Source organism: Sulfurimonas iocasae (genome assembly GCF_047716755.1).
GTDB lineage: Bacteria > Campylobacterota > Campylobacteria > Campylobacterales > Sulfurimonadaceae > Sulfurimonas.
The window spans coordinates 2,814,213-2,837,546 of the sequence record NZ_CP180409.1; the positions used below are offsets into that span (position 1 = coordinate 2,814,213).

Here is a 23,334-nt window from a genome sequence, read left to right on the forward strand (position 1 = left end):
ACGGGGGAAGAAATATGAAAAAAAACGAAATATTAGAAGAAATTCTAGCTGAAGTTGATAAGCATCCGGAGATTATGTCACGTCGTGATGCTATGAAATATTTAACAATGTCTCCATTAGCTGCATCAATACTTGCAAGTGCAACTATTGGTACATCTACTGTAAATGCATCAAGTGCAAAAGGTAAAATTGTTATCGTAGGTGGTGGTTTAGCTGGTATGAGTACTGCTGCAAGACTTAACAACACTTTGTCAGATGCTGATATTACTGTAATTGAACCAGATCCATTATCTGTTTCTTACCAACCAGGTCAAACTCTTGTAGGTTCTGGTATTTGGGATCCTTCTGATATCGTATATAAGAGAGATGATTTTGTGCCAAGTGGCGTTAAACTAATCAAAGGTAGTGTAACTGCCTTCAATCCAGAAAACAACTCTGTTACTGTTGATGGTTCTCAGGAAGTTTCTTATGATCAAATGGTTATCGCTACTGGTCTTATGCTTAATTACGCTGCTGTAAAAGGTCTTGATGGTGTTATTACATCAGCTGGAAAAGATAACTCTGCTGTTAAAAATAGTGGTATCGGTAAAAATGGTCTTCACTCAATTTATTTCCAAGATGGTGCAGCTGCAACATGGAAAGGTCTTGAAGAGTTAGTGGCTAAAGCTAAAGCTCATAAAGGTCCTGAGAAAATACAAGCTGTGTTTACTCACCCTAATACACCAATTAAATGTGGTGGTGCACCTAAGAAAATTATGTATCTTACAAATGCTCGTCTTGAAGAAGCTGGTGTTAGAGATAAAGTTGAATTAACTTTCTATCCAAATGGTGGAGGTATGTTTGGTATTAAAGATTACCACACTGCAATTGTTCAACAGTTTAAAGATAGAGGCTTCAAATGGCACTATAACCATAATCTAGTTGAAGTAGACCCTGCAAATAAAGTTGCAGTATTTGATCATCATTGGCAAGAAAAAGGTGCATTTGATAAGGACTTAGAAGAGTATACTATGGTTACTAAGCATGAACGTGTTGAAGTTCCTTATGACTTTATGCATGTAACTCCTCCATGTAAAGCTCCAGATGTTGTTGCTGAATCAGCTGTTGGTTCTGCAAAAGGCTGGGTTCCAGTAAATAAAGAAACTCTTAGACATGTTAAGTTTGAAAACGTATGGTGTCTAGGTGATGTTGCTGCTGTTCCAATGGGTAAAACTGGTGGATCTGTACGTAAACAGTACAAAGTTCTTGTTGACAATGTAGTAGCTACAATGGAAGGCAAATCATTGCCGAGTAAATACGATGGTTATACAGTATGTCCACTTATTACAAGTATTGGTACTGTTATGCTTGCTGAGTTTAACTGGGCTTCTAAGAAACCAGGTAGCGGCGTAAATGCTGCTTCATTCCCACTTGACCCAACTAAAGAGAGATGGATTTGGTGGTTATTAAAAGTTTATGCACTTAAGCCTATGACTATACATGGTATGCTTTCTGGTAGAGCGTAACCATTTTTAAAGTGAAGCTCCCGCTTCACTTTAGTATTTTTAAAAACCTCAAAAATTTCATCACATAATGTTACAAAAAAAATAGATATTATATTTACTTTTACAATAAATGCCATTTTTATATTATCTTGGTTAAAATGTAAAATCTTAAAAGGAGAAACAATGAACAAAATCGTTAAAATTGCACTTGCTGCTATGTTAATGCTAAGTATGAGTTCTGTTGCACTAAGTGCAGATGTTGCAAAAGGTCAAAAACTTTACCTTAAAAAACTAAAAGGTTCTTGTAATATGAATGGTGCCAAAATGGCTTCTAAACATTCTCAAGCTGAGTGGCAAACTTTAAAAGAAAATGGTAAGCTTGCAGATGAACTTAAAAATATTTGTCCAGGTGTTAAAGATAAAGCCTTAAAAGGTAAATATCTTCCACATTACTTCGATTTCTTTTTTGAGTATGCTAATGATAGTGGTAACGTTCCATCTTGTTAATTTAACTCTTGAGCCACCTTTGTGGCTCAACCTTCTCTAATTTAAGTCTCTAAACTACTTTTTTTATCTATAATTGTATATGTCCATAATCAATGATTGTCAACAAGCTCGCTCAGAGATAACAGCCTTTACAAAATTTAATGACAACTCTTTTGCTTACTCAACTAAGTATCACGGTGCAAAAATCATTACAAAAGAAGAGTGTTCTGTTGAACTAAGTTACAAAAATGAAAATCTTAACTTTAATTCTACTGCTGTATGCTTCTCTCCAGATGCTAAATTTATTGCCTATGCTACAAAAACACACCTATATATTGCGAATATATCAAATAAAGAAGTTGTAAAAAGCATTATTCTTGATAATGACAATATAATTATTTTATCTTTCGACCTATCTTCTAAGTATATTGTTGCCGGAAATAATGAAGGTAGAGTTCTTTTGTTTAAGTATAACTCAAGCTCTCAACTAGCTAGATTATGTTCTTTTCCTTATCAAAGACCAAAAACAAAAGTTAAAAAGAATTTTGTAAGTGCAATTACATTTTATAGAAATCTTTTAGCAGTAAGTGGTTATGGTGGTGCAATCTTCATTATTGATATATATTCAGGTGCTAACAAAAGTGTGCTTTTACATGGTACTTCACGTAAAAATGCTCTATATTTTTTAAATGAAAATAGTATTATCAGTGGAGATAATGATGGTAATTTACAACTTATTTCTATCCCCAACAATAGTGTTATAAAAAGTATTAATTTACCATTTAGAAAAACTAACCAAATAATCTCTATACCTAATACAAAATATTTAATAGTTCACGCAAATACAAATACAATGATTATTATAGACTCTAAAGAGTACAAAATAATTCATAATAATTATATAGAGTTTGAAGATGATATCCATGCAATAGAAGCTCTTGATAGTAAAACTTTGGTGGTATCTCTAAAAAATCAAAGAATCCTTTATGTTGAGCTACCAAGTCGCGAGATGTTAAGTTCACTCATTCTTCATAACTCTCTAGATGCTGCATATGAACTTATCGCAAAAGAACCCATGCTACAAGAGACTCCAGAACATAAATCTTTAGAACAAATGTATAATAAGGCTTATCTAGGCGCGGTAAATGCACTTATAAATCAAAATAAAGAACTGGCCAATCAATTAATGCTCATTTACAGAGATATTGAGGTAAAACAAGAGTCAGTAAAACTACTATTTAAGTCTTTTGAGAACTACAACAGATTTAAAACCTTATACCTTGAAAAAAAATATGCACTTGCTTATGCAATGAGCATAAAGTTTCCTGCTCTAAAGATGACAAATCAGTATAATAGTATGGAGATAAAATGGAAAGAAACTTTTACAAATGCACAAAGGCATATATTAATAGGTAAGCCAGATTATGCGAAAGCTCTATTTAAAGAGTATATGACAGTGATAGCAAAGCGACCAATCATACAACTTATACTAAAACACAATGAGCTCTTTATAGAGTTTTTAAGAGCACTAGATAAAAAAGATTTTAAAAAAGTAAATGAGATTGCGCGTAAAAATATTTTATTTACTCAGATGCCAATTTATGAAACGCTTGAGAGTGATATTAAAAAGTCTTTAACTAGAATCGATGCCTATATAAAAAAAAATAAAATTAAACTTGCTAAAAAGAGTTTAGCAAAAATAGAAGGTACTCCGGGTTTTACTCAACAAGTAGAAATACTCTACTCAATGTGCGATGAGATGATTAAACTTCAAAACTTTTATGCAAGCAATGATTTTTACTCTTGTTATGAAATGATTGATCTTTTCCCGCATCTAGGTTTTAGTGAACTTGGTGAACTTTTACAAAAACATTGGCTTAAACTAATGAACGAATGTGAGGAGTATGCACTAAAAGGAAACATACAAAGTATCAAAGCTGTTCTAGGTGAATTAATCACATTAAATGCTAGAAAAGATAGAATCGGCGATCTACTCAGAGTTAGTTTCCAAGTACAGATAAAATATTTTTTGTCTAAGCAGAAATTTAAGAGTGCCCAGAACGTTATTTATTCTTATATAGACATCTTTACTAAAGATAATGAGATAAGTTCTTTAATGAGTAAGTATGAGTCCCTCACAGGTAAGAAATTAGCTATAACACTGTCTCAAGATAAAAGATTATCTAGAGACAGCTGGAGAGAGTCAAAACTAATTATGGATTAGTAGATACAAGAGCCATTAGCTCATCTAGACTATCTTCATAGCTTATTTGCTCATTAGCATATTGGGACATAAATTTTTCCATGTCATCTTTTTTATCTATTGCTTCATCAAGTTCTGAATCTGTTCCCTTAACGTAAGCACCTATACGAATAATCATCTCATTCTCTTTTAAAAGCGTATAGAGTCTTCTAAATTTCATAACTGCTCTCAAGTGCTCTTTAGAAATAATGTCATTCATAACTCTAGATGCAGAGTTTAAAACATGGATTGGCGGGTATATACCAAAGTCTGTAAGTTCACGAGAGAGGATTATATGCCCATCTAAGATAGATCTAGACTGGTCTGCAATGGGATCACTCATATCATCACCCTCTATCAAAACTGTAAAAAAGGCGGTAATAGAACCTTTGCCTTCCTCTTTTCCTGCGCGCTCCATAAGCTGAGGCAGAAGTGTAAGAGATGATGGTGGATAACCTTTTGAAGTTGGCGGTTCACCTAAAGCTAGACCGATTTCTCTTTGAGCCATAGCAAATCTTGTAACAGAGTCCATAATAAAAAGAACATCTAAGCCCTGATCTTTGAAGTGCTCTGCAACACTCATAGCAGCAAAAGCACCATACTTTCTCATAAGAGGAGAGTCATCTGAGGTTGCCACAATGATTACTGTGTTCTCCAAGTCACCGCCTAAGTTTTTTTCTATAAACTCTGGGACTTCTCTACCCCTTTCTCCAATGAGAGCGACGACTTTTATAGGAGCAGTTGAACCTTTTACTATCATACCCATAAGAGTTGATTTTCCGACACCACTCCCAGCAAAGATGCCAAGTTTTTGACCTTTACCGCATGTCAAAAGTCCATCTATACTTTTAACGCCTACACTAAATATCTCATCAATCATTCCTCTTTTCATTGCAGCTATTGGAGCTTTAATAATTGGTGACATTGTTGAATTGTTTATACTACCCTTTCCATCTATTGGGCGCATAAATGGATCAACAACTCTTCCAAGAAGAGCATTTCCAACAGGAATATTCATACCTGTTTGATCTAAAAAAACTCTATCGCCGGAGCAAAAGCCCTCTACAAAACTAAATGGTGTTATAAAAAAAGTGCCACCATCTATCTCTGTTACCATACCTATAGTCTCTTGCGCATTTGTATTTGATATGATTTTTACCATATCACTAATGCTTACACTTAGACCTGTAGCAGTAATAATAGTAGCATTGATTTTTACAACCTCACCAAATGCTACTGAGTAGTTTTTGGATGAGATTTTATCTTTAAGTGATTTAAATGGCATGAAAAGACACTTCTAGTATCTCGTACCATTAGGTGAGTTAATCAGGGAGAAAAATTCACTTCTTGTCTTTTCATCTTTTTTAAAAAGACCACGAAGTGCACTAGATGTAGTTGTAGAGTTTATTTTCTCTACACCACGCATCTCCATACACATATGACGAGCTTGAACAACAACTGCTACACCTTTTGGTGCTATAGCTTCCATAATAGCATCTGCTATCTGCTCTGTAAGTTGTTCTTGAATTTGCATACGACGCGCAAATACATTTACAACTCTTGGTATTTTAGAGAGTCCTACAACTTTTCCATCTGGAATATAAGCAACATGTACACGACCTATAATAGGTAGCAAGTGATGCTCACAAGTAGAGTAAAACTCTATATCTTTTAAAAGTACCATTTCATCGTTTGAACTTGTAAAGAGTGCTTTTTCTAAAATTTCTTTTGGGTTTTCTTTGTATCCGCCATAAATAAATTCATATGCTTTTCTAACCCGAGAAGGAGTCTCTAAGAGCCCTTCTCTATTTGGGTCTTCATTTACATGAAGCATCATTGTTTTTACAGCGTTTTCAAACTCTATATCTTCGTTTTTATTCAAAGTATTGCCTTTAAAGATATGTCCTACGATACTAAAACATGAGGAACTATCAATGGATATTTCTTCATTTTTCTAAAGATATGTTTTCGCACAATTTGACGAAGGTCATTCTCTAGTGCTCTTGGGTTTTCAATCTGTCCATCTTTAACATGCAGTAAGAAGTTTTCTAAGATATCTTCCATCTCTTTTGCAAAAGCTTTATCTTGTTTGTCTGCAACGATACCAAAGGTAGTAACTTTTGGTTTTGCAAGCATCTTAGTATGCTTACCATCAACCTGAGCAACAAGCATAACAATACCGTCAGATGCAAGTTTTTGACGATCTAGAACTATATCATCTTCAATTTGATGATTGTTTTGATTATCAATATATGTTTTACCAGTTTTAACTGTTTTTACCTTGCGCATATATTTTGGAGCAATCTCTATCTGATCACCATCAGTCATAATCATAATATTTCTCTCAGGAATACCACACATCATACCTGTCTCTTTATGTGCCATAACATGGTTATACTCACCATGCACTGGTAAAAAGAACTTAGGATTCGTAAGACGAAGCATAAGTTTTTGTTCAGGAATAGAAGCGTGACCAGATACATGTATATCTTTTTCTCTTGAGATTGTCGCTCCTGCACGTTGCAGGTGGTTTAACATACCAGAGATAGAACCCTCATTACCAGGAATTGCACGAGAAGAAAGAACAATTAAATCTGTCGGCTTAATTTTCACATGTCTGTGTTCACCGATTGACATTCTAAACAGTGCCGAACTTGGCTCACCTTGCGAACCTGTAGTAACTATCAGAACTTCTTTATCATTTAGGTGTGAAACCTGGTCTGGTTCTACAAATGCACTCTTTGGTAATTTAATATAGTCATACTGCATTGCAATCTCAATATTGCGTTCCATTGAACGGCCAATTACACATATTTTACGACCATATTTAATACCATATTGAATAGCTTGGAAAACACGGTGAATGTTCGAGCTAAAAGTTGAAAGTAAAACTCGGCCTTCAGCCTTAGCAAAAACTCTATCTAAAGCAGGTGCTACACTTAACTCTGAGGGAGTTGGCAAAGGATTATAAGAGTTTGTTGAATCACTCAAAAGACATAAAACACCCTTCTCACCATAAGCAGCAAGTCTATGTAAATCTGCCGTATAACCATCTATCGGCGTATGATCTATTTTAAAATCACCAGTGTGAATAATAGTTCCTGCCTCAGTAGTAATAGCCAATGAAGATGAGTCTAAAATAGAGTGAGTCATATGCATCCACTCAACTTTAAAATCTTCTCCAATATCATAAACTTCTCTTTTTACAACTGGGTTAAAGTATTTTCTACACTCTTTAATGTGATGCTCATCAAACTTATTACCAATCATCGCTAAAGGAAGTGGTGTTGCATAAATTGGAAATTGCATCTCTTTGTATAGATATGGCATTGCACCAATATGATCTTCGTGAGCGTGAGTAATTATCACCGCTTTAATTTTATCTTTAATTTGACGTAGATATGTAAAATCTGGTACTAGAATATCTACACCGTGCATATCTTCATCTGGAAAACTCATTCCGATATCAACTAAAATAGCTTCTTTGTCAGTTTCAAATATTGTAATATTTCCACCGATTTCACCAAGTCCACCAAGTGGAGTAACACGTACTTTTGACTTAGAGTTCAAATCTAGTTTATAGTGTGGGTTTAGTCTCTGTTTATGAGCTTCTTGATTTTTAGCTACAAATGCTTTTAAATTTTCATCAGTAGGCGTAGGTTGTCTACGATGACGACTACGATTTTTATTTTTATTTGGACTGCTTGGTTTAGCACCCTTGTTATCACTATTTTTAGCATTAGCATCTGGCTTAGCGGCATTGTTGTTTCTATTACTATTGTTATTCGGTCTTCTATTGTTATTTGGTTTGCGATCTGATTGAGGGTTAGTTTCCTTGTTCCCTTGATTCTCTTCTGCCATCCAAACTCCTTTTATTTATATTATTTTTTTATAGAGTTGGTGATAGTCTTGGGTAGATACTTGATGAGGGCGAATCGTTGGTGTAAGGTTAAGCTCAAGAAAAGCCACTTGAAGCAGATCTTTTTTATACATTACTGATAGATTTTTCATAAGGGTTTTTCTGGGTTGCTTAAATGCAACTCTAAGCAAGCCCTCAAAATTCTCATTATTTCTATCAGCATTTTTTCGTATAAGAAAAACAGCAGAGTCTATTTTTGGTGGAGGTTCAAAAGCAGTTGGGGGCACTTGCACAACAATATGTGCATCCGCTATACTCTGAGTTATTACACTCAAAGATCCAAATACCTTCTCGCCAGCCGTTGCACAAAATTTCTCTGCTACTTCAAGCTGTACCATTACAAGTATATTTTTACACATTGGATCTGCGAGTGCTTTCAATATGATGTTTGTTGCAATATAATATGGCAAATTTGCCACTAAATCATACGGCTCATCAATAAGGCTACTCTGCCAAGCTTGTAGAACATCCCCACAATTTATGTGGAGTCGCTTGGTATCAATCTCTTTTTTAAATGTACTTTGTAACAGTTTACACAAATCGGTATCGACCTCAAAAGCTTCTACGCTTTTGACATCAACTAAAAATCTAGTTAAATCACCTAAGCCAGGGCCAATTTCTACGATTTTATTATCGTTTTTGGGCATCGCTTCGATTATTTTTCTTAATACTGCTTCGTCTTTTAGAAAATTCTGTCCGAATTTCTTCTTAGCTACTACGCTATTTTTATTCATAAACGAGAGTATATAGTAATTTTACTTAGAATAAGTTAACACTTCCCATAAATTTTATTTATTTTTATAATGGTTTTATTTTAGAGGTTTAAATTTTATGTTTCATGTGAAACACTACAACTGATTAAGAGAGCTCTATTCTCTAAATATTATAGAATTAAATCCAATAACATACTTAACTATAAGTCACGAAGTGTATAATTGCGACATTATTATAAGAGGCTCTATATATTATGAACTATTTCGCTAAAAGAATTATTCCTTGTCTTGATGTTAAAGATGGACGCGTTGTAAAAGGTGTCAACTTTGTTGGTCTTAGAGATGCAGGTGATCCTGTAGAAGTTGCAAAACGATACAACGAAGAGGGTGCTGATGAGATTACATTTTTAGACATTACAGCATCTAGTGATAATAGAGATACCATAGTAGATATTGTGGCCCAAGTTGCACGTGAAGTCTTTATACCACTTACGGTTGGTGGTGGAATCAGAAAACTTAATGATATATACAGACTCTTAAATGTCGGATGTGATAAAGTAAGCGTAAACTCAGCAGCTATCAAACGTCCCCAGCTTATAGACGAAGGTGCTAAACGTTTTGGTTCTCAATGTATTGTTACAGCTATAGATGTAAAAAAGACAGGTGATAGATATAACGTATATTTAAATGGCGGCAGAGTCGATACAGGCATAGATGCCGTTGAGTGGGCAAAAGAAGTTGTAGAAAGAGGAAGCGGAGAGATACTTCTTACCTCAATGGACGCAGATGGTACAAAAGCCGGTTTTGAGTTAAATATTACCGAGCAGATATCTCGTGCTGTAAACGTACCAGTTATTGCTAGTGGCGGAGCAGGGACAATGAAACACATTAAAGAGGCATTTCTTCATGGTGCAGATGCAGCACTTGCTGCTAGTATCTTTCACTATAAAGAGATAGATATTATGGATTTAAAACACTATCTACACGATAATAACATACCCGTGAGACTTTAACAATGATAATTTGCGCAGGAAATAATGAAACTTTTGATTTTGCTCAACCTATGGGTGTAGGGCTTATTGAGACTGCTATGAACTTAACGAGACTATGTATGTTTGATAAACCTGAGTTTTTACTTTTTGTTGGTAGTGCAGGTAGTTATGGAAATCACAATATTTTTGATATAGTAGAGTCTAAAACTGCTTCAAACATTGAACTATCATTTTTAAATAACGATGCCTATACTCCTTTAGACAACGTAGTATCAACTAACATAGATAACAGTGTTAAAGATATTATAGTAAATTCATCTAACTATATTTCTACAAATGCAGAGCTTACTAAAAAGTTTTTAAACTTTGGTGTGGGCATCGAAAACATGGAATTTTTTAGTGTTTTAAAGATAGCAGAAGAGTTTAATATTCCTGCTGGTGGAGTTTTTTGTATAACAAACTACACTAACAAAGATGCTCATGAAGACTTTTTAAAAAACCATGAAAAGGCAAAAGAGCTTTTAGGTGAGCATGTAAAAAAAAGAATCAAGGAATTAACGAGATGACTACTAACATAAAACCATCTCTGTATGACTTTACAAAAAAAGAACTTCAAGCTTTAGTCAAACCTAGCTTTAGAGTAAATCAAATTTTTGGTTGGCTCTATCATCAATATGCAGAGAATTTTGATGATATGAAAAACATACCAAAATCTCTAAGAGAAGAACTTGCTCAAAAATATATTGTAAATCCTCTTACTATTATAAACAAAGAAGAGTCTAGCGATGGAACAATCAAGTATCTTCTTGAGATGCAAGATGGCAAAACTATGGAAGCTGTTTGGCTTAAAATGAAAGATACTCAGTGTGATGAAAACGGCGAAATAATCCAAGAAGCAAAATATACTATCTGTGTCTCAACTCAAGTCGGATGTAAAGTAGGGTGTTCTTTTTGTCTAACTGCTAAAGGTGGTTTTACAAGAGATCTTACAGCTGGAGAGATAGTAGCTCAGGTTGTAACTCTTAAGCGTGATAACGACCATAAGCACAACAGAAAAATTAATATAGTCTATATGGGAATGGGTGAACCGCTTGATAACCTAGACAATCTTGCAAAGGCTATAGAGATATTTAAAGAAGATGATGGCCTTTGCATCTCAGGTAAACGACAAACTGTTTCTACAAGTGGTTTAAGCAATAAGATAGATCAACTAGGACAGATGGATTTAGGTGTTCATATAGCTATATCTCTTCATGCTGTTGATGATGAGCTAAGAAGCGAGCTCATACCTATGAATAAGGCTCACAATATTAACTCCATCATAGAAGCGGTTAAACGCTTTCCAATAGATACTAGAAAAAGAGTTATGTTTGAGTATCTGGTAATCAAAGGCAAAAATGACGATATTGGCTCTGCTAAAAAGCTCGTGAAGCTTCTTCATGGTATAAAAGCCAAAGTAAACCTTATATACTTCAATCCTTACCCAGGTACAGACTATGATAGGCCTACTAGAGATGATATGGTAGCATTCCAAGAGTATTTGATTAAGCATGGCTTGCTGTGTACGATAAGAGACTCTAAGGGCATTGATATCAGTGCAGCATGCGGCCAACTAAAAGAACAGAGTAAGCTTTAATATTTTCTGGCTACTTATTTATTCTAAATAAGTGCTCATCAAAGAAGTTTGCACTGCATATGAATTAAGGAGAGATATAATGAGCTATATAGAAATATTTCAAATAGTTTTTTTAGTAGTAGTTTTTGCAGTTGGTTTAATAGGTTTCATAAAAGTTGCTACAAGTGATGACGAAAAAGAAGATTAGTAAACTTTTTGTAATCTACTATATGATAAAATGCCAATACAAGCATGAAGTTTTATATATAAACTCTACCTTTTAAAAAGGAAAGCTTCTAGGAATGCTAATCAATGGCATTCTTCACGTTCATTTTACAAAGCAAAATTAAGGAAAATAACAATGGCAGAAAATAAAAAAACTAATACAGACCGTATTAAAAGAATATATGACCTTTGTGAGCTACATTTTGGTGATGTTCGCTTTGTTGGTATTAAATACCATAAAAAAATTGGTTGGATAGCAAAAGCTCAATTTGATGGTGATTTTGAAAATTTAACAGCTGATGGTGCAACAAGTGTTGAAGCACTTCGTAATCTAAAAAACCGTGTGAAAAAAATTATAAAAAGATATAACGCGGTATAAGCAGTGTAAATCTCAAGATAGAAGTAAAACGACCAACACACCAGGGAGGTCGTTTATAAATGTAATAATACCCTACTTTTCTTATAGAAAAATAATCCTTAAAATATTTACTAAATTTCTTAAAAAAAATAAAAATAAAAAAAGAAATCCTTCAATTTCTTAAAAGTGTGAATTATTCACACATTGTTCTAAGTTGTGAATATCTTTTAGCTTTATGCTTTATAAATTACTAAATTCTTTATTTTTTTAAGAATTATTTTATATAAATTTATTCTTAATTTACGATGCTTTCACCTAGCTTAAAGCCCTAAATATAGGGATTTAGAAGTAAATCATACAATAATCAGATTTTGTTAATTGAATGTCTTTTAAATATCAAAGATTGTTATTCACATTGTGAATGGGTAGACAAGGATTCTTGGCATATTTGTTCAAAGTTATGTTTACTTTTTATATTGTATATACTACCATATAGTTCAAACTCCAATTCATTTGCATGAAGAAGCAACCTTGTAGCACCACTAAGTTCTATCCTTTTGTTAGCATCTAACTCTTTATCTAAAAACCTTACAATATTTTCTTCACTTTGTCCATAAATTGGATCACCAACTATTGGATGTTTCACATGAAACAAATGAACTCTTATCTGATGTTGTCTTCCTGTGTATGGAGAACACTCAACTAAAGTCATATTTCTATCTTCAAAATACTTCAAAGCCTTGATATCTGTTTTAGATGCTTTGCCTTCTTCGTGAACCTTTACAACCATTCTAACAATTGCACTCTCATCTTCTCTTCTAAGTAATGGTTCTTCGATACAAATAGTTCCATCAAGTTTTCCATGAACAAGTGCAAGATACTTTTTCTTCATATCTCTTTGCTCAAACATCATCTTGATATCTCTTTCACTCTCTTTATTTCTAGCACACAAAACAAGTCCGCTAGTCTCTTGGTCAATACGGTGAGCTATATTTGCATCTCGACCAAACTGATACTTTAGTTCATCTATAAGAGAGTAGGGTGTTTTTCTATTTTGAGGATGAATAAGAACTCCGCTTGGTTTATCAAAGACTACAAACTCATCATGAATGGCTGTTGGCTCTAATCCTTTTGTAATCGGTTCAAAATATATAAACTCAAACTCACCCTCTATTTCAGCAGCTGTTCTTGTCATTGGCTCACCATTTACAAATAAACGACCTTTAGCAATTAAACGCTGAGCTTCTTTTTGTGTATAGCCTAATTCTTCTATAAGATATAAAAAAGCTTTCTGCTTTTTTAATGCAAACATTTTTTTCAAAACAAATGGCAAAATTTAATCCTTATTTAATCAATTCTTTACAATAATTCTTGTAAAATGAATGACTTTAATTATGTCAATTTTAGCATAAAAACATAAGATAATAATCATAAGGAACCTATATAATGATAGATAGATATTCAAGAGAAGAGATGAGTTCAAAATGGACATATCAAGCAAAATACCAAGCATGGCTAGATGTAGAAAAAGCTGTTGTTAAAGCATGGGCAAAACTTGGAAAGATTCCTCAAGAGGATGCAGATAAGATTGTAAAAAATGCTGGTTTTGATATTAAGCGTATTGATGAGATAGAAGCAGTTACTCGTCATGACCTTATCGCATTCACAACTTCAGTATCAGAAACATTAGGAGATGAGTCTAGATGGTTCCACTATGGTATGACTTCTTCAGATACTATTGATACAGCTGTTGCTCTTCAGATGAAAGACTCTTTAGAATTAATCATAAAAGATGTTAAGATGATTATGGAGTCTATCAAAAAACGTGCCCAGGAACACAAGATGACTCTAATGGTTGGACGCTCTCATGGTATACATGGTGAGCCAATAACCTTTGGTCTTGTTTTAGCTGTTTGGTATGATGAGATGGCTAGGCACCTATTAAACTTAGAACAAACTATGGATGTTATCTGTGTAGGTCAAGTTAGTGGAGCTATGGGTAACTTTGCGCATGCGCCTTTAGAGCTTGAAGATTATACATGTGAAGAACTGGGACTCAAATCAGCTCCGGCATCTAACCAGGTAATCCAAAGAGACAGATACGCGAGACTAGCAACTGCTTTAGCATTGATGGCATCTAGTATAGAAAAATTTGCTGTTCAGGTTCGTCACTGGCAAAGAACAGAAGTTTACGAATGTGAAGAGTATTTTGCAAAAGGGCAGAAAGGTTCTTCTGCTATGCCTCACAAACGTAATCCTATTCTTACAGAAAACATTACAGGTCTTGCAAGAATGATTAGAGCCTATTCAATTCCAGCTATGGAAAATGTTGCTCTATGGCATGAGAGAGATATCTCTCACTCATCCACAGAGAGATTCTGGCTACCTGATGCGTTTATTACTACAGACTTTATGCTTCACCGTATGAATAATGTAATTGCAAACCTGACTGTTTATCCTGAGAATATGATGAGAAACCTAAACCTAACTGGTGGGCTTGTGTTTTCTCAGCGTGTACTTTTAGAGTTGCCACTTCAAGGTGTATCTCGTGAAGATGCTTATAGAATAGTTCAAAGAAATGCGATGAAAGTCTGGGAAGAGATTCAACAAGGTAAAGCAACTACAAATGAAGATGGCGAGAGCTTATATCTTAACCATCTTTTAGCGGATGAAGAATTAAGAAATAGTCTAAGCGAAGAACAGATTCGTGAATGTTTTAACTACGACTACTATACTAAAAATGTAGATGCAATTTTCAAAAGAGTTTTTAAATAATCGGAGAAATATATGATAACAATTATAAAAAGAAATGGTAGAACAGAACCACTAGATATAAGTAAAATACAAAAGTACACTTCTGCTGCAGTTAAAGACTTAAGTAATGTGTCTCAGAGTGAACTAGAAGTTGATGCACAGATTCACTTTCGTGACGGCATAACATCCGCAGAGATACAAAAAACATTAATCAAAACTGCTGTTGACAAGATAGACATAGATGCTCCTAACTGGACATTTGTTGCATCTAGACTCTTTATGTTTAATCTTTATCATCAAGTTAATGGTTTTACTGGTTATGACTCTTTGAAAAAATACTTTGAAAAAGGTGAAAAAGAAGGCAGACTTCTTCAAGGTCTAGCAGATATGTATGATTTAGATAGACTTGAAAAACATATCAAACCTGAGAGAGATATGCTATTTAACTATCTAGGTGTTAAAACACTATACGATAGATATCTAATCAAAGATAGAGCTAATAACCCAATAGAGCTTCCTCAGCACATGTTTATGGCTATAGCTATGTTCTTGGCTCAAAGAGAAGAAGATAAGCATGAGTGGGCTATAAAGTTCTATGATATGGTATCTCAGTTTCAAGTTATGCTTGCAACTCCAACTCTGTCTAATGCAAGAACAACTAGACACCAGCTAAGCTCTTGTTACATTGGTTCTACTCCTGATAACATTGAAGGTATTTTTGATTCTTACCAGGAGATGGCTATGCTATCTAAGTTTGGTGGAGGTATCGGTTGGGATTGGACTGGTATTCGTTCTATGGGTTCATTTATTGACGGACATAAGAATGCAGCTGGCGGAACAGTTCCATTTTTAAAAATAACTAATGACATCGCAATTGCCGTTGACCAACTGGGAACTAGAAAGGGTGCTATTGCTGTTTATATGGAACCATGGCATATAGATATCAATGACTTTTTAGATCTTAAGAAAAACTCTGGTGAAGAGCGTCGTCGTGCCCATGACCTTTTTCCTGCAATGTGGTTAAATGACCTTTTCATGCAACGTGTTCAAGAAGATGCAATCTGGACACTTTTTGATCCTTATGATGTAAGAGAGTTAGCTACACTTTATGGTGAAGATTTTAACAAACGTTATAAAGAGTTAGAAGAAGATGAGAGCATCGTTAAAGAGAAAGTAAAAGCCAAAAACCTTTGGAAAAAGATTTTAACTTCTTACTTTGAAACTGGTTCACCATTCCTTTGTTTTAAAGATAATGCAAACCGTGCAAATCCAAACAACCACGTTGGTGTTATTAGAAGTTCAAACCTTTGTACCGAAATTTTTCAAAACACTAACCCTAACCATTACAAAATAAAGTTCATTTTTGAAAATGGAGAAAGTGTCTCTTATGAAGAAGAAGAGATAGTAAAAGTAGATAGCGGTATGGAAAAACCTGCGAAGAAAGTTACTGCACTAGATTCTCTTGGCGGACTTCCTATCTATGTAGTTGAAAAAGAGAAAATAAATGGTGACACTGCTGTTTGTAACTTAGCATCTGTAAATCTTTCTCGTATAAATACTAAAGAAGAGATTGATAGGGTTGTGCCTACAGCTGTTCGTTGTTTAGATAACGTTATAGATCTTAACTTCTACCCTATAGAAAAAGTAAAGCGAACTAACATGAAAAGCCGTTCTATTGGTTTAGGTGTTATGGGTGAAGCCGAGATGCTAGCTGAGAAAAGTATAGCATGGGGAAGCCAAGAACATTTTGATAAGATAGATGAGATTATGGAAGCTGTTAGCTATAACACTATTTCAGCGTCTTCAGATTTAGCGCTTGAAAAAGGAACTTATCCAGACTTTGAAGGTTCACAATGGAGTAAAGGTGTTATGCCTATGGATCATGCTAACGCTGAAGTTAGAAATCTTGTTGATCGCGGTGGACTTTTTGCATCTACATACGAGTGGGATGATTTAAGAGCTAAAGTTAAGAGTCAAGGAATGAGAAACGGTTACCTTATGGCTATCGCACCTACGAGTTCTATTTCTATTTTAACTGGTACTACTCAAGCTATTGAGCCAGTATTTAAAAGAAAATGGTTTGAAGAGAACCTAAGTGGTCTTATCCCTGTTGTTGTTCCAAATCTCTCTCCTGAGACTTGGTCTTACTATACTCCGGCATATGATTTAAACCAAACTCTCCTTATAAAAGCTGCAGCAATTAGACAAAAGTGGCTAGATCAAGGTCAAAGTCTAAACATCTTTATTACTCTTGATAAAGCAAGCGGTAGATACCTCAATGAGATTTATATGCTGGCATGGAAACTTGGTCTTAAATCTACTTACTATCTACGTTCACAATCTCCAGAAGTTGCTAATGATGTTGAAGATAGAAGTATGGAATGCGTAGGTTGTCAATAAAAAATAATGATGAAGAAGAATAATATATGAGACCTATATTATCAAAAGAGTTACCAATATTTATAAAAAGATTTGGTAACTTTATAGATGCTGAAATACGCTGTGTTGAAATAATCTCTCAAACTACAATAAAAGTTATTATTGCCTGTCAAGATGAAGCAAGAGCTTTTGACTGGGTAACTCTAGACTTGGAATTTTCTAGCATCTCGGATGCTAAACTTTTAGATAATTCAAAGCTTTCCCTCCTAGATACAAGCTCAGGAATGAATATACTATATGCAAATAATAATTTTCATTTTTGTATAGGTAATTATAATAGTGAATCTGGAATAAAAAATGCTGTTAGCTATATAATATCTTCAAATATTAAATATGAAGAAAATTCATTTTAAGGATTTATAAATGCAAAAATATGAAATTGTAGGAAATATTTTAGGTTTTGAAAAAACTACAGAAGTAGAAATCAATGAAATAGATGACCTTTTTTCAACTATTAGAGATACGGAGAATAGTGATATATCTTTTACAGTATCAAATCCGTACATACTTAGAGAATACTCATTTGATATACCATCAGAAGTACAATCTAGTTTAGAAATTAATGAAAATTCTAATCTTAGTGCTTACAACATAGTTGTATTGCAAAAACCGCTAGAAAATTCTACTGTAAATTTTCTAGCACCTATTATTATCAATAACGATAATAATAAAATTGCTCAAACAATTTTAGAACCAGCAAGGCATCCTGAATTTGGAATGACTGAAGTTATAAAAACTTTCAGAGCGTAAATAAGACTTCGTTAATCCTTCGTAAATAAATTAGTTATAAACTTTGTTTATTAGACGGAGGAAAAAATGAAAAAAATACTTTTAATATGTTTAGTTGTACTAACCATGGTCTATGCCAAAGATGGTGTAGAATTCAAATATGCTAATGAAAATACAGAGCGGAAAAACCCTACTAGCCAAAACTTCATCCTATCATATAACAATGTTTTAAAAAATGTCAGAACAAGTGTTGTTAATATCTCTACTACAAAAACTATAAGTAGCGGTGGTGCTTATGGCAACCCATTTTATCAAGAACAAAGAGGTATTCCCCAAGGTGCTTCAGGAAGTGGTGTTATTATTTCAAAAAATGGTTATATCGTTACTAACAACCATGTAGTTGATGGAGCAGATCAGATAAAAGTCACTATTGCTGACGATAAAAAAGTATACGAAGCAAAACTTATAGGCAGCGATGCAAAGAGTGATATAGCAATAATAAAGATAGATGCAAAAGAGTTAAATGCTATTACGTTTTACAACTCCGATAAAGTAAAAGTCGGTGATGTAGTTTTTGCTCTTGGAAATCCATTTGGCGTTGGCGAAACTATAACACAAGGCATAGTGTCTGCAACAGGAAGAAGTGGAATCGGTATAGTAGAGTATGAAGACTTTATACAAACAGATGCTTCTATAAACCCAGGTAATTCTGGAGGTGCGCTTATAAATTCAGCGGGACATCTCATTGGAATTAATTCAGCAATCATATCAAGAAGTGGTGGAAATGTTGGAATAGGTCTTGCGATTCCATCAAATATGATTACTTCAATAGCAACTGGACTTATAGATACTGGAAAGTATACTCGTGCTTACTTAGGTGTGGGAATTTCAGATGTAAATGAAGATATGAGTAGTTTTTATGATAATAAATATGGTGGACTGATAATAAACATAGAAGAAAACTCTCCCGCGAGTAAAGCTGGTTTAAAAAGAGGTGATTTAATTATCTCTATAGATGGGAAAATGGTGGAGAGTGCAAGTGGACTTAAAAATATTATAGGTTCATTTCAGCCATTAAGAGTTGTAAATATTAAATTTCTTAGAGATAAAAAAATAGACATTGTAAATGTTAAGCTTGCTTCATTAGATAACAAAATAGCATCTGCAACTCTAAACTATAAAGGTATTGATGTTATACCTCTACCCTCAGAATTACAAAGGCTCCTGAGAGCTAATGCCAACATACGTGGTGGAGTCTTAGTTGATAAAGTACAACTTAATAGTGAAGCACACTCAATAGGTATTATAAAAGATGATATCATAGTACAGATAGAAGATAATGAAATACTTAGTATTGATGATTTCAAAGCATCAATATCATCACAGAATAAAAAAAGAATTTATTTATTTAGAAGAGGCAATATATTTGCTGTAGTGCTATAATAATAAGGAGAAAAATATGCGTGTAGTATGTCCACATTGTAAAAGTGTTAATAACATTCCAGTTAAAGAGTCTTATAAAAAGGCTAACTGTGGTAAGTGTAAAAATTCACTTCTCGAGACAAAACCTATGGAACTAACGGATTCTTCATTCGATGAAGTTATAGTAAATAGTGACATTCCTGTTATAGTTGACTTTTGGGCTCCTTGGTGTGGACCTTGTAAAATGATGGGTCCAAACTTTGAAAGGAGTGCTGCAAATTTTGCTCTAAAAGCACTTTACACAAAGGTAAACACAGAGAATGAACAAAACCTTGGAGCTAGGTTTGGAATTAGAAGTATTCCTACAATCATAGTATTTAAAAATGGAAAAGAAGTTCATAGAGTGTCTGGCGCGTTAGATGAAGTTAGTCTAAATAATTTAGCTTCACAATTTATATGATATAATAATTTACAATAAAGTAATACGAAGGATTCATATGAGTAAAAATACAATGACACTAACAGATAATAGAAATGGAAAAACCTATGAACTTCCTATTTTAGACGGTACAGTCGGACCTTCAGTTGTTGATATATCTACTTTTTACAAAGATACGGGAATGTTTACTTTTGATAAAGGTTATACATCTACTGCATCTTGTCGTTCTGAAATCACTTATATAGATGGGGATAAAGGTCAACTTATGTATAGAGGTTATGATATATCATACCTTGCTAATAAAAAAACATTTTTAGATACTGCTTACCTTCTTCTAAACAAAGAACTTCCTACAAAAGAAGAGCTTGAAAACTTCACACAAGAGATGAAAAAACGATCATTTATACACGAAGGTATGAAAAAACTTTTTGATTCTTTTCCAGATAAAGCTCATCCTATGGCAATTCTTTCAGCAGGCGTATCTGCTTTATCAACATTTTATTTTGATCATTTAGATATGAACTCTCAACAAGAATATATGGAGATGGCAAATCGTATAGTTGCTAAAATTCCTACACTTGCAGCATTCTCGTATAGATATTCAAATGGATTACCAATTATATATCCCGATATAGAAAAAAGTTTTACGGAGAATTTTCTTTATATGATGAGGGCTTATCCACATAATTATGTTGATCTTCGACCCATAGAAATAAAAGCACTTGATACTATATTTACTCTTCATGCAGATCATGAACAAAATGCTTCAACAACATCTGTTAGAAATGTAGGTTCTACACATGCTCACCCATATGCAGCTATTAGTGCGGGAATCAGTGCTCTTTGGGGACGTGCTCACGGAGGTGCTAACGAGTCTGTTATTCGTCAACTTGAGATGATAGGCACAGTTGATAGAGTAGATGAGTTCATTGCCCGTGCAAAAGACAAAGATGATCCATTCAGACTTATGGGATTTGGGCATCGTGTTTACAAAAATTTTGATCCTCGCGCTAAAACACTTAAAGCTATCAGAAATGAACTTGTTGATGAATTAGGTATAAACAGCGAACTTATAGAAGTTGCAAACAAGATAGAAAAAATAGCATTGAGTGATGAATATTTTATTAGCAGAAATTTATACCCTAATATAGATTTTTATTCCGGTCTCATACTTCAAGCTCTTAAAATTCCAAAAGATATGTTTGCTGTTATATTTGTTATAGGAAGAGCACCTGGATGGATAGCTCAGTGGATAGAACTTCAAGAACAAGATGTCATAAAGATTGCTCGCCCTCGTCAGCTATACTCAGGTCCTAAAGATAGAACTCCAGAGCTTTAACTAATATTACACACTATAATGAGCAAAGCCCATTATAGTGGCAGGGACATAAGTCCCTACAACCCCCTAAAGCTACAAAAAAACTTTTTTTGAGAATTAATGTAATGTTACTTGATGTATGAACAGCAGTAATCTGTTACTGTTTTAACTCTAACATCAAAAGATGTGTTTGCTCCAACATTAAAAGTCTCTGGTGTGTTAAGAGTTTTCCACTCTTCTCCTGGAAGTTTAACTTCTAAATCACCACTTTGCATCTCCATAATCTCAGCTTCGTTAGTCCCAAATGTATATTCACCCGGCAACATAATACCTAGAGACTGAATAGAACCATCTGCTAACTCAACTGTACGACTCGTAACTTTTCCATCGTAATAGATATTTGCCTCTTTTACTACACTAACTTTGTCCAATTTTGCCATTACTTCATTCCTTAATTTTATTTTATAAAATTTTCATATTATACACTATTCCCAGTCAAGTAATCTTTGTTGACCTTCGAGTCCTCTAATATGAGTAACATCTTGAGAAACCTCAATAACACCTTTGTAGGTTCCCTCATCATCTCTAATTGCAAAATAACGAATGTGAATAAACTGACCCTTAAAAGTAATCCAAAATTCCGCTTCATCTCTACGACCTGCTTTGAACTCACGAAGAATCATAAGTACTTGATCAACAGACTTTGGCGGGTGACAAAACTTAACTTCACGACCGATGATTCCTGCACTTCTAGGAAATACTCTATTATCGCCACGATTATAAAAAATAACAATATCATTTTCATCAACATAAGTAATATCAACAGGCATAAATTTGAGTAACCAATTAATCTGCTCAGGTAACATATGACCTTGTTCTAAATCTATTCTACCATCTAGTGAGAAAGGAAGCTTTCTTTTTTTAGTGTCTTGTGAAGGGTGTATGTACTCATCTTTAGCATGTGCAGGATAAGCAGCAGGCGCTTCATCAAACATCCAACCTATCTCTTCATCTCCATCACGCATTTCCATCCAGTCTGATTCTTGTAACTTTTCCAAAGCTCTTGGAAGAAGTCTTCCCTCTTCAACTTGCATAATATGCTCTAAATTGTGAAAAAGATTTTGTAAAACCATCATTAATGATTGCATCTCATTTGTTTGAACAAGATTTCTAGCTTGCTTTATAATTGCACGAATATCATCATGAAAAGCCCACATATTTTGTGAAGGAGATGTCCACCCATACTGCTCTAAATATGGAAAAAGTTGGTTTTCTTTTCTTGCAAAGTGTTTTTCAACTAGACAAAGTCTTGCAAATTTTTCTTTAAACTCTTCATTGTTTTCAACTATGTTGATGCTGTTTATACTAGACATCAAACCACGAATTAGTTGATTTTCTTCTAAATATACTCTAACAGGATGACCTTCTGGTAAATTATTCATATTTTTCCTTAATTTAGTAACACATACTGCTACTTACTATAATGCAAAAGTATACTATCTTTAATTATTATTTTTTTTGATATACCGCAAGATGAGTCAAAGTATTTTATTTACGAAAACTAACTCTTTGTGAGTGTGTTATAGCAACTGCCATAGCATCTGAAATATCTAATGGCTTTATCTCTTTTTTAATATTCAGAAGTCTCTTCACCATAAAAGCAACTTGTTCCTTTGCAGCTTTTGCTTTTCCTGTAAGAGCTTTTTTTACTTGAAGTGCTGTATATTCATAAAATTCACCATGAACTTCTAAAAGTTTTAACATAATAGCTCCACGAAACTGAGCAAGTTTAATTGTAGTTGCTGGATTATGAGCATAAAAAATATCTTCCATAGCAACTTCATCTATCTTATGTTTTTTAAATATAGTATCTATACCTTCTGCCATTTGTGGAATCTGAAACTGCAAACTTTCAGCTTTCATCTTTATTAGACCAGCTTCAAGGAGAGAGATTTTTCCACGTTCTAAAGATATAAGTGCATAACCCATATTTCTTGTTCCAGGGTCAATTCCAAGTATTGTCATTTTTTTCCATTTATTAATTTTTATCATTATATTAAAAAGCTATGTAATATATACTTCAAACATATTAATTATGAGATATTCACATTAATATTTTTTAGTTATTCACATTACTTTAACCGCATTTTATGTAAATGGGTGGTAATATTCACATATAAATAATTAAATAAGGTTTTA

At 33.8% G+C, this 23,334-nt stretch carries 22 protein-coding genes; 14 read left to right on the top strand and 8 right to left on the bottom strand.

The genetic code is table 11. The features are described from left to right. Window positions 1–14 precede the first annotated feature (14 nt). The 3 genes from ACLHDE_RS14415 (at window position 15) to ACLHDE_RS14425 (ending at window position 4,194) form a co-directional block, all read left to right on the top strand. The gene (locus tag ACLHDE_RS14415; protein WP_415397092.1) at window positions 15–1,505 is read left to right on the top strand and encodes an NAD(P)/FAD-dependent oxidoreductase; all 1,491 of its coding nucleotides are present in this window, start codon (window positions 15–17) and stop codon (window positions 1,503–1,505) included. Between the two features lie 162 nt (window positions 1,506–1,667). Then, complete coding sequence (locus ACLHDE_RS14420; RefSeq protein ID WP_415397093.1) at window positions 1,668–1,991, top strand: cytochrome C; 324 nt, start codon at window positions 1,668–1,670, stop codon at window positions 1,989–1,991. Between the two features lie 79 nt (window positions 1,992–2,070). Next, window positions 2,071–4,194, top strand: a complete 2,124-nt coding sequence (locus ACLHDE_RS14425; protein WP_415397094.1) for a WD40 repeat domain-containing protein — start codon at window positions 2,071–2,073, stop codon at window positions 4,192–4,194. Here the strand turns inward: ACLHDE_RS14425 and fliI are convergent. From fliI to rsmA, 4 genes are all read right to left on the bottom strand, one after another. Then, window positions 4,184–5,497 carry a flagellar protein export ATPase FliI gene (fliI, locus tag ACLHDE_RS14430; protein WP_415397095.1) on the bottom strand — a complete coding sequence of 438 codons (1,314 nt, stop codon included), beginning with the start codon at window positions 5,495–5,497 and terminating at the stop codon, window positions 4,184–4,186. The two genes, ACLHDE_RS14425 and fliI, sit on opposite strands and share 11 nt — an antisense overlap. A 12-nt stretch (window positions 5,498–5,509) precedes the next feature. Further along, complete coding sequence (gene folE / locus ACLHDE_RS14435) at window positions 5,510–6,049, bottom strand: GTP cyclohydrolase I FolE (RefSeq protein WP_415398551.1); 540 nt, start codon at window positions 6,047–6,049, stop codon at window positions 5,510–5,512. Between the two features lie 68 nt (window positions 6,050–6,117). After that, entirely contained in the window at window positions 6,118–8,073 is a 1,956-nt protein-coding gene (locus tag ACLHDE_RS14440) for a ribonuclease J (RefSeq protein WP_415397096.1), read from the bottom strand. A 15-nt stretch (window positions 8,074–8,088) separates the two neighbouring features. Beyond that, complete coding sequence (gene rsmA / locus ACLHDE_RS14445; RefSeq protein WP_415397097.1) at window positions 8,089–8,865, bottom strand: 16S rRNA (adenine(1518)-N(6)/adenine(1519)-N(6))-dimethyltransferase RsmA; 777 nt, start codon at window positions 8,863–8,865, stop codon at window positions 8,089–8,091. 233 nt (window positions 8,866–9,098) lie between these two features. Between rsmA and hisF the strand changes: the two genes are divergently transcribed. The 4 genes from hisF (at window position 9,099) to ACLHDE_RS14465 (ending at window position 12,055) form a co-directional block, all read left to right on the top strand. Further along, window positions 9,099–9,857: an imidazole glycerol phosphate synthase subunit HisF gene (hisF, locus tag ACLHDE_RS14450; RefSeq protein WP_415397098.1), complete on the top strand. Its 759-nt coding sequence runs from the start codon at window positions 9,099–9,101 to the stop codon at window positions 9,855–9,857. Window positions 9,858–9,859: 2 nt separating this feature from the next. Then, entirely contained in the window at window positions 9,860–10,402 is a 543-nt protein-coding gene (locus ACLHDE_RS14455) for a purine-nucleoside phosphorylase (protein ID WP_415397099.1), read from the top strand. Continuing rightward, window positions 10,399–11,472 (top strand): 23S rRNA (adenine(2503)-C(2))-methyltransferase RlmN, encoded by a 1,074-nt coding sequence (rlmN, locus tag ACLHDE_RS14460; RefSeq protein WP_415397100.1) that lies wholly within the window; start codon window positions 10,399–10,401, stop codon window positions 11,470–11,472. The genes ACLHDE_RS14455 and rlmN overlap by 4 nt, the downstream gene beginning before the upstream one ends. A gap of 340 nt (window positions 11,473–11,812) precedes the next feature. Further along, on the top strand, window positions 11,813–12,055 hold the full coding sequence (locus ACLHDE_RS14465; protein ID WP_415397101.1) for a hypothetical protein: 243 nt from the start codon (window positions 11,813–11,815) through the stop codon (window positions 12,053–12,055). A gap of 385 nt (window positions 12,056–12,440) precedes the next feature. Here ACLHDE_RS14465 and ACLHDE_RS14470 read toward each other — a convergent pair whose 3' ends face one another. Continuing rightward, window positions 12,441–13,367: an RluA family pseudouridine synthase gene (locus ACLHDE_RS14470; protein WP_415397102.1), complete on the bottom strand. Its 927-nt coding sequence runs from the start codon at window positions 13,365–13,367 to the stop codon at window positions 12,441–12,443. A gap of 113 nt (window positions 13,368–13,480) precedes the next feature. Between ACLHDE_RS14470 and purB the strand changes: the two genes are divergently transcribed. The 7 genes from purB (at window position 13,481) to ACLHDE_RS14505 (ending at window position 21,156) form a co-directional block, all read left to right on the top strand. Beyond that, entirely contained in the window at window positions 13,481–14,809 is a 1,329-nt protein-coding gene (gene purB / locus ACLHDE_RS14475; RefSeq protein ID WP_415397103.1) for an adenylosuccinate lyase, read from the top strand. Between the two features lie 15 nt (window positions 14,810–14,824). Next, the gene (locus tag ACLHDE_RS14480; RefSeq protein ID WP_415398552.1) at window positions 14,825–17,188 is read left to right on the top strand and encodes a ribonucleoside-diphosphate reductase subunit alpha; all 2,364 of its coding nucleotides are present in this window, start codon (window positions 14,825–14,827) and stop codon (window positions 17,186–17,188) included. A 26-nt stretch (window positions 17,189–17,214) separates the two neighbouring features. Beyond that, window positions 17,215–17,580 (top strand): hypothetical protein, encoded by a 366-nt coding sequence (locus tag ACLHDE_RS14485; protein ID WP_415397104.1) that lies wholly within the window; start codon window positions 17,215–17,217, stop codon window positions 17,578–17,580. Between the two features lie 10 nt (window positions 17,581–17,590). Continuing rightward, window positions 17,591–17,977, top strand: coding sequence for a flagellar assembly protein FliW (gene fliW / locus ACLHDE_RS14490; protein ID WP_415397105.1), 387 nt, complete (start codon window positions 17,591–17,593; stop codon window positions 17,975–17,977). Between the two features lie 66 nt (window positions 17,978–18,043). Further along, the gene (locus ACLHDE_RS14495) at window positions 18,044–19,399 is read left to right on the top strand and encodes a trypsin-like peptidase domain-containing protein (protein WP_415397106.1); all 1,356 of its coding nucleotides are present in this window, start codon (window positions 18,044–18,046) and stop codon (window positions 19,397–19,399) included. Window positions 19,400–19,415: 16 nt separating this feature from the next. Further along, window positions 19,416–19,838 (top strand): thioredoxin TrxC, encoded by a 423-nt coding sequence (gene trxC / locus ACLHDE_RS14500; protein WP_415397107.1) that lies wholly within the window; start codon window positions 19,416–19,418, stop codon window positions 19,836–19,838. A gap of 37 nt (window positions 19,839–19,875) precedes the next feature. Further along, complete coding sequence (locus ACLHDE_RS14505; protein ID WP_415397108.1) at window positions 19,876–21,156, top strand: citrate synthase; 1,281 nt, start codon at window positions 19,876–19,878, stop codon at window positions 21,154–21,156. 107 nt (window positions 21,157–21,263) lie between these two features. On the opposite strand, the gene ACLHDE_RS14510 is transcribed toward ACLHDE_RS14505, so the two are convergent. The 3 genes from ACLHDE_RS14510 to ruvC form a co-directional block, all read right to left on the bottom strand. Further along, window positions 21,264–21,575 (bottom strand): pyrimidine/purine nucleoside phosphorylase, encoded by a 312-nt coding sequence (locus tag ACLHDE_RS14510; protein ID WP_415397109.1) that lies wholly within the window; start codon window positions 21,573–21,575, stop codon window positions 21,264–21,266. Window positions 21,576–21,620: 45 nt separating this feature from the next. Continuing rightward, entirely contained in the window at window positions 21,621–22,577 is a 957-nt protein-coding gene (locus ACLHDE_RS14515) for a DUF438 domain-containing protein (protein ID WP_415397110.1), read from the bottom strand. Window positions 22,578–22,683: 106 nt separating this feature from the next. After that, window positions 22,684–23,160 carry a crossover junction endodeoxyribonuclease RuvC gene (gene ruvC / locus ACLHDE_RS14520; protein ID WP_415397111.1) on the bottom strand — a complete coding sequence of 159 codons (477 nt, stop codon included), beginning with the start codon at window positions 23,158–23,160 and terminating at the stop codon, window positions 22,684–22,686. Window positions 23,161–23,334 lie beyond the last annotated feature (174 nt).

Bases quoted from the DNA above. Each gene is read 5' to 3' on its own strand.
- ACLHDE_RS14510 (WP_415397109.1), bottom strand. From the start codon at position 21,575: ATGGCAAAATTGGACAAAGTTAGTGTAGTAAAAGAGGCAAATATCTAT.
- ACLHDE_RS14515 (WP_415397110.1), bottom strand. From the start codon at position 22,577: ATGAATAATTTACCAGAAGGTCATCCTGTTAGAGTATATTTAGAAGAA.
- rsmA (WP_415397097.1), bottom strand. From the start codon at position 8,865: ATGAATAAAAATAGCGTAGTAGCTAAGAAGAAATTCGGACAGAATTTT.
- ACLHDE_RS14495 (WP_415397106.1), top strand. From the start codon at position 18,044: ATGAAAAAAATACTTTTAATATGTTTAGTTGTACTAACCATGGTCTAT.
- purB (WP_415397103.1), top strand. From the start codon at position 13,481: ATGATAGATAGATATTCAAGAGAAGAGATGAGTTCAAAATGGACATAT.
- fliW (WP_415397105.1), top strand. From the start codon at position 17,591: ATGCAAAAATATGAAATTGTAGGAAATATTTTAGGTTTTGAAAAAACT.
- ACLHDE_RS14440 (WP_415397096.1), bottom strand. From the start codon at position 8,073: ATGGCAGAAGAGAATCAAGGGAACAAGGAAACTAACCCTCAATCAGAT.
- trxC (WP_415397107.1), top strand. From the start codon at position 19,416: ATGCGTGTAGTATGTCCACATTGTAAAAGTGTTAATAACATTCCAGTT.
- ACLHDE_RS14415 (WP_415397092.1), top strand. From the start codon at position 15: ATGAAAAAAAACGAAATATTAGAAGAAATTCTAGCTGAAGTTGATAAG.
- hisF (WP_415397098.1), top strand. From the start codon at position 9,099: ATGAACTATTTCGCTAAAAGAATTATTCCTTGTCTTGATGTTAAAGAT.
- ACLHDE_RS14425 (WP_415397094.1), top strand. From the start codon at position 2,071: ATGTCCATAATCAATGATTGTCAACAAGCTCGCTCAGAGATAACAGCC.
- ACLHDE_RS14420 (WP_415397093.1), top strand. From the start codon at position 1,668: ATGAACAAAATCGTTAAAATTGCACTTGCTGCTATGTTAATGCTAAGT.
- ACLHDE_RS14505 (WP_415397108.1), top strand. From the start codon at position 19,876: ATGAGTAAAAATACAATGACACTAACAGATAATAGAAATGGAAAAACC.
- ACLHDE_RS14485 (WP_415397104.1), top strand. From the start codon at position 17,215: ATGAGACCTATATTATCAAAAGAGTTACCAATATTTATAAAAAGATTT.
- ACLHDE_RS14455 (WP_415397099.1), top strand. From the start codon at position 9,860: ATGATAATTTGCGCAGGAAATAATGAAACTTTTGATTTTGCTCAACCT.
- rlmN (WP_415397100.1), top strand. From the start codon at position 10,399: ATGACTACTAACATAAAACCATCTCTGTATGACTTTACAAAAAAAGAA.
- ruvC (WP_415397111.1), bottom strand. From the start codon at position 23,160: ATGACAATACTTGGAATTGACCCTGGAACAAGAAATATGGGTTATGCA.
- folE (WP_415398551.1), bottom strand. From the start codon at position 6,049: ATGATGCTTCATGTAAATGAAGACCCAAATAGAGAAGGGCTCTTAGAG.
- ACLHDE_RS14465 (WP_415397101.1), top strand. From the start codon at position 11,813: ATGGCAGAAAATAAAAAAACTAATACAGACCGTATTAAAAGAATATAT.
- fliI (WP_415397095.1), bottom strand. From the start codon at position 5,497: ATGCCATTTAAATCACTTAAAGATAAAATCTCATCCAAAAACTACTCA.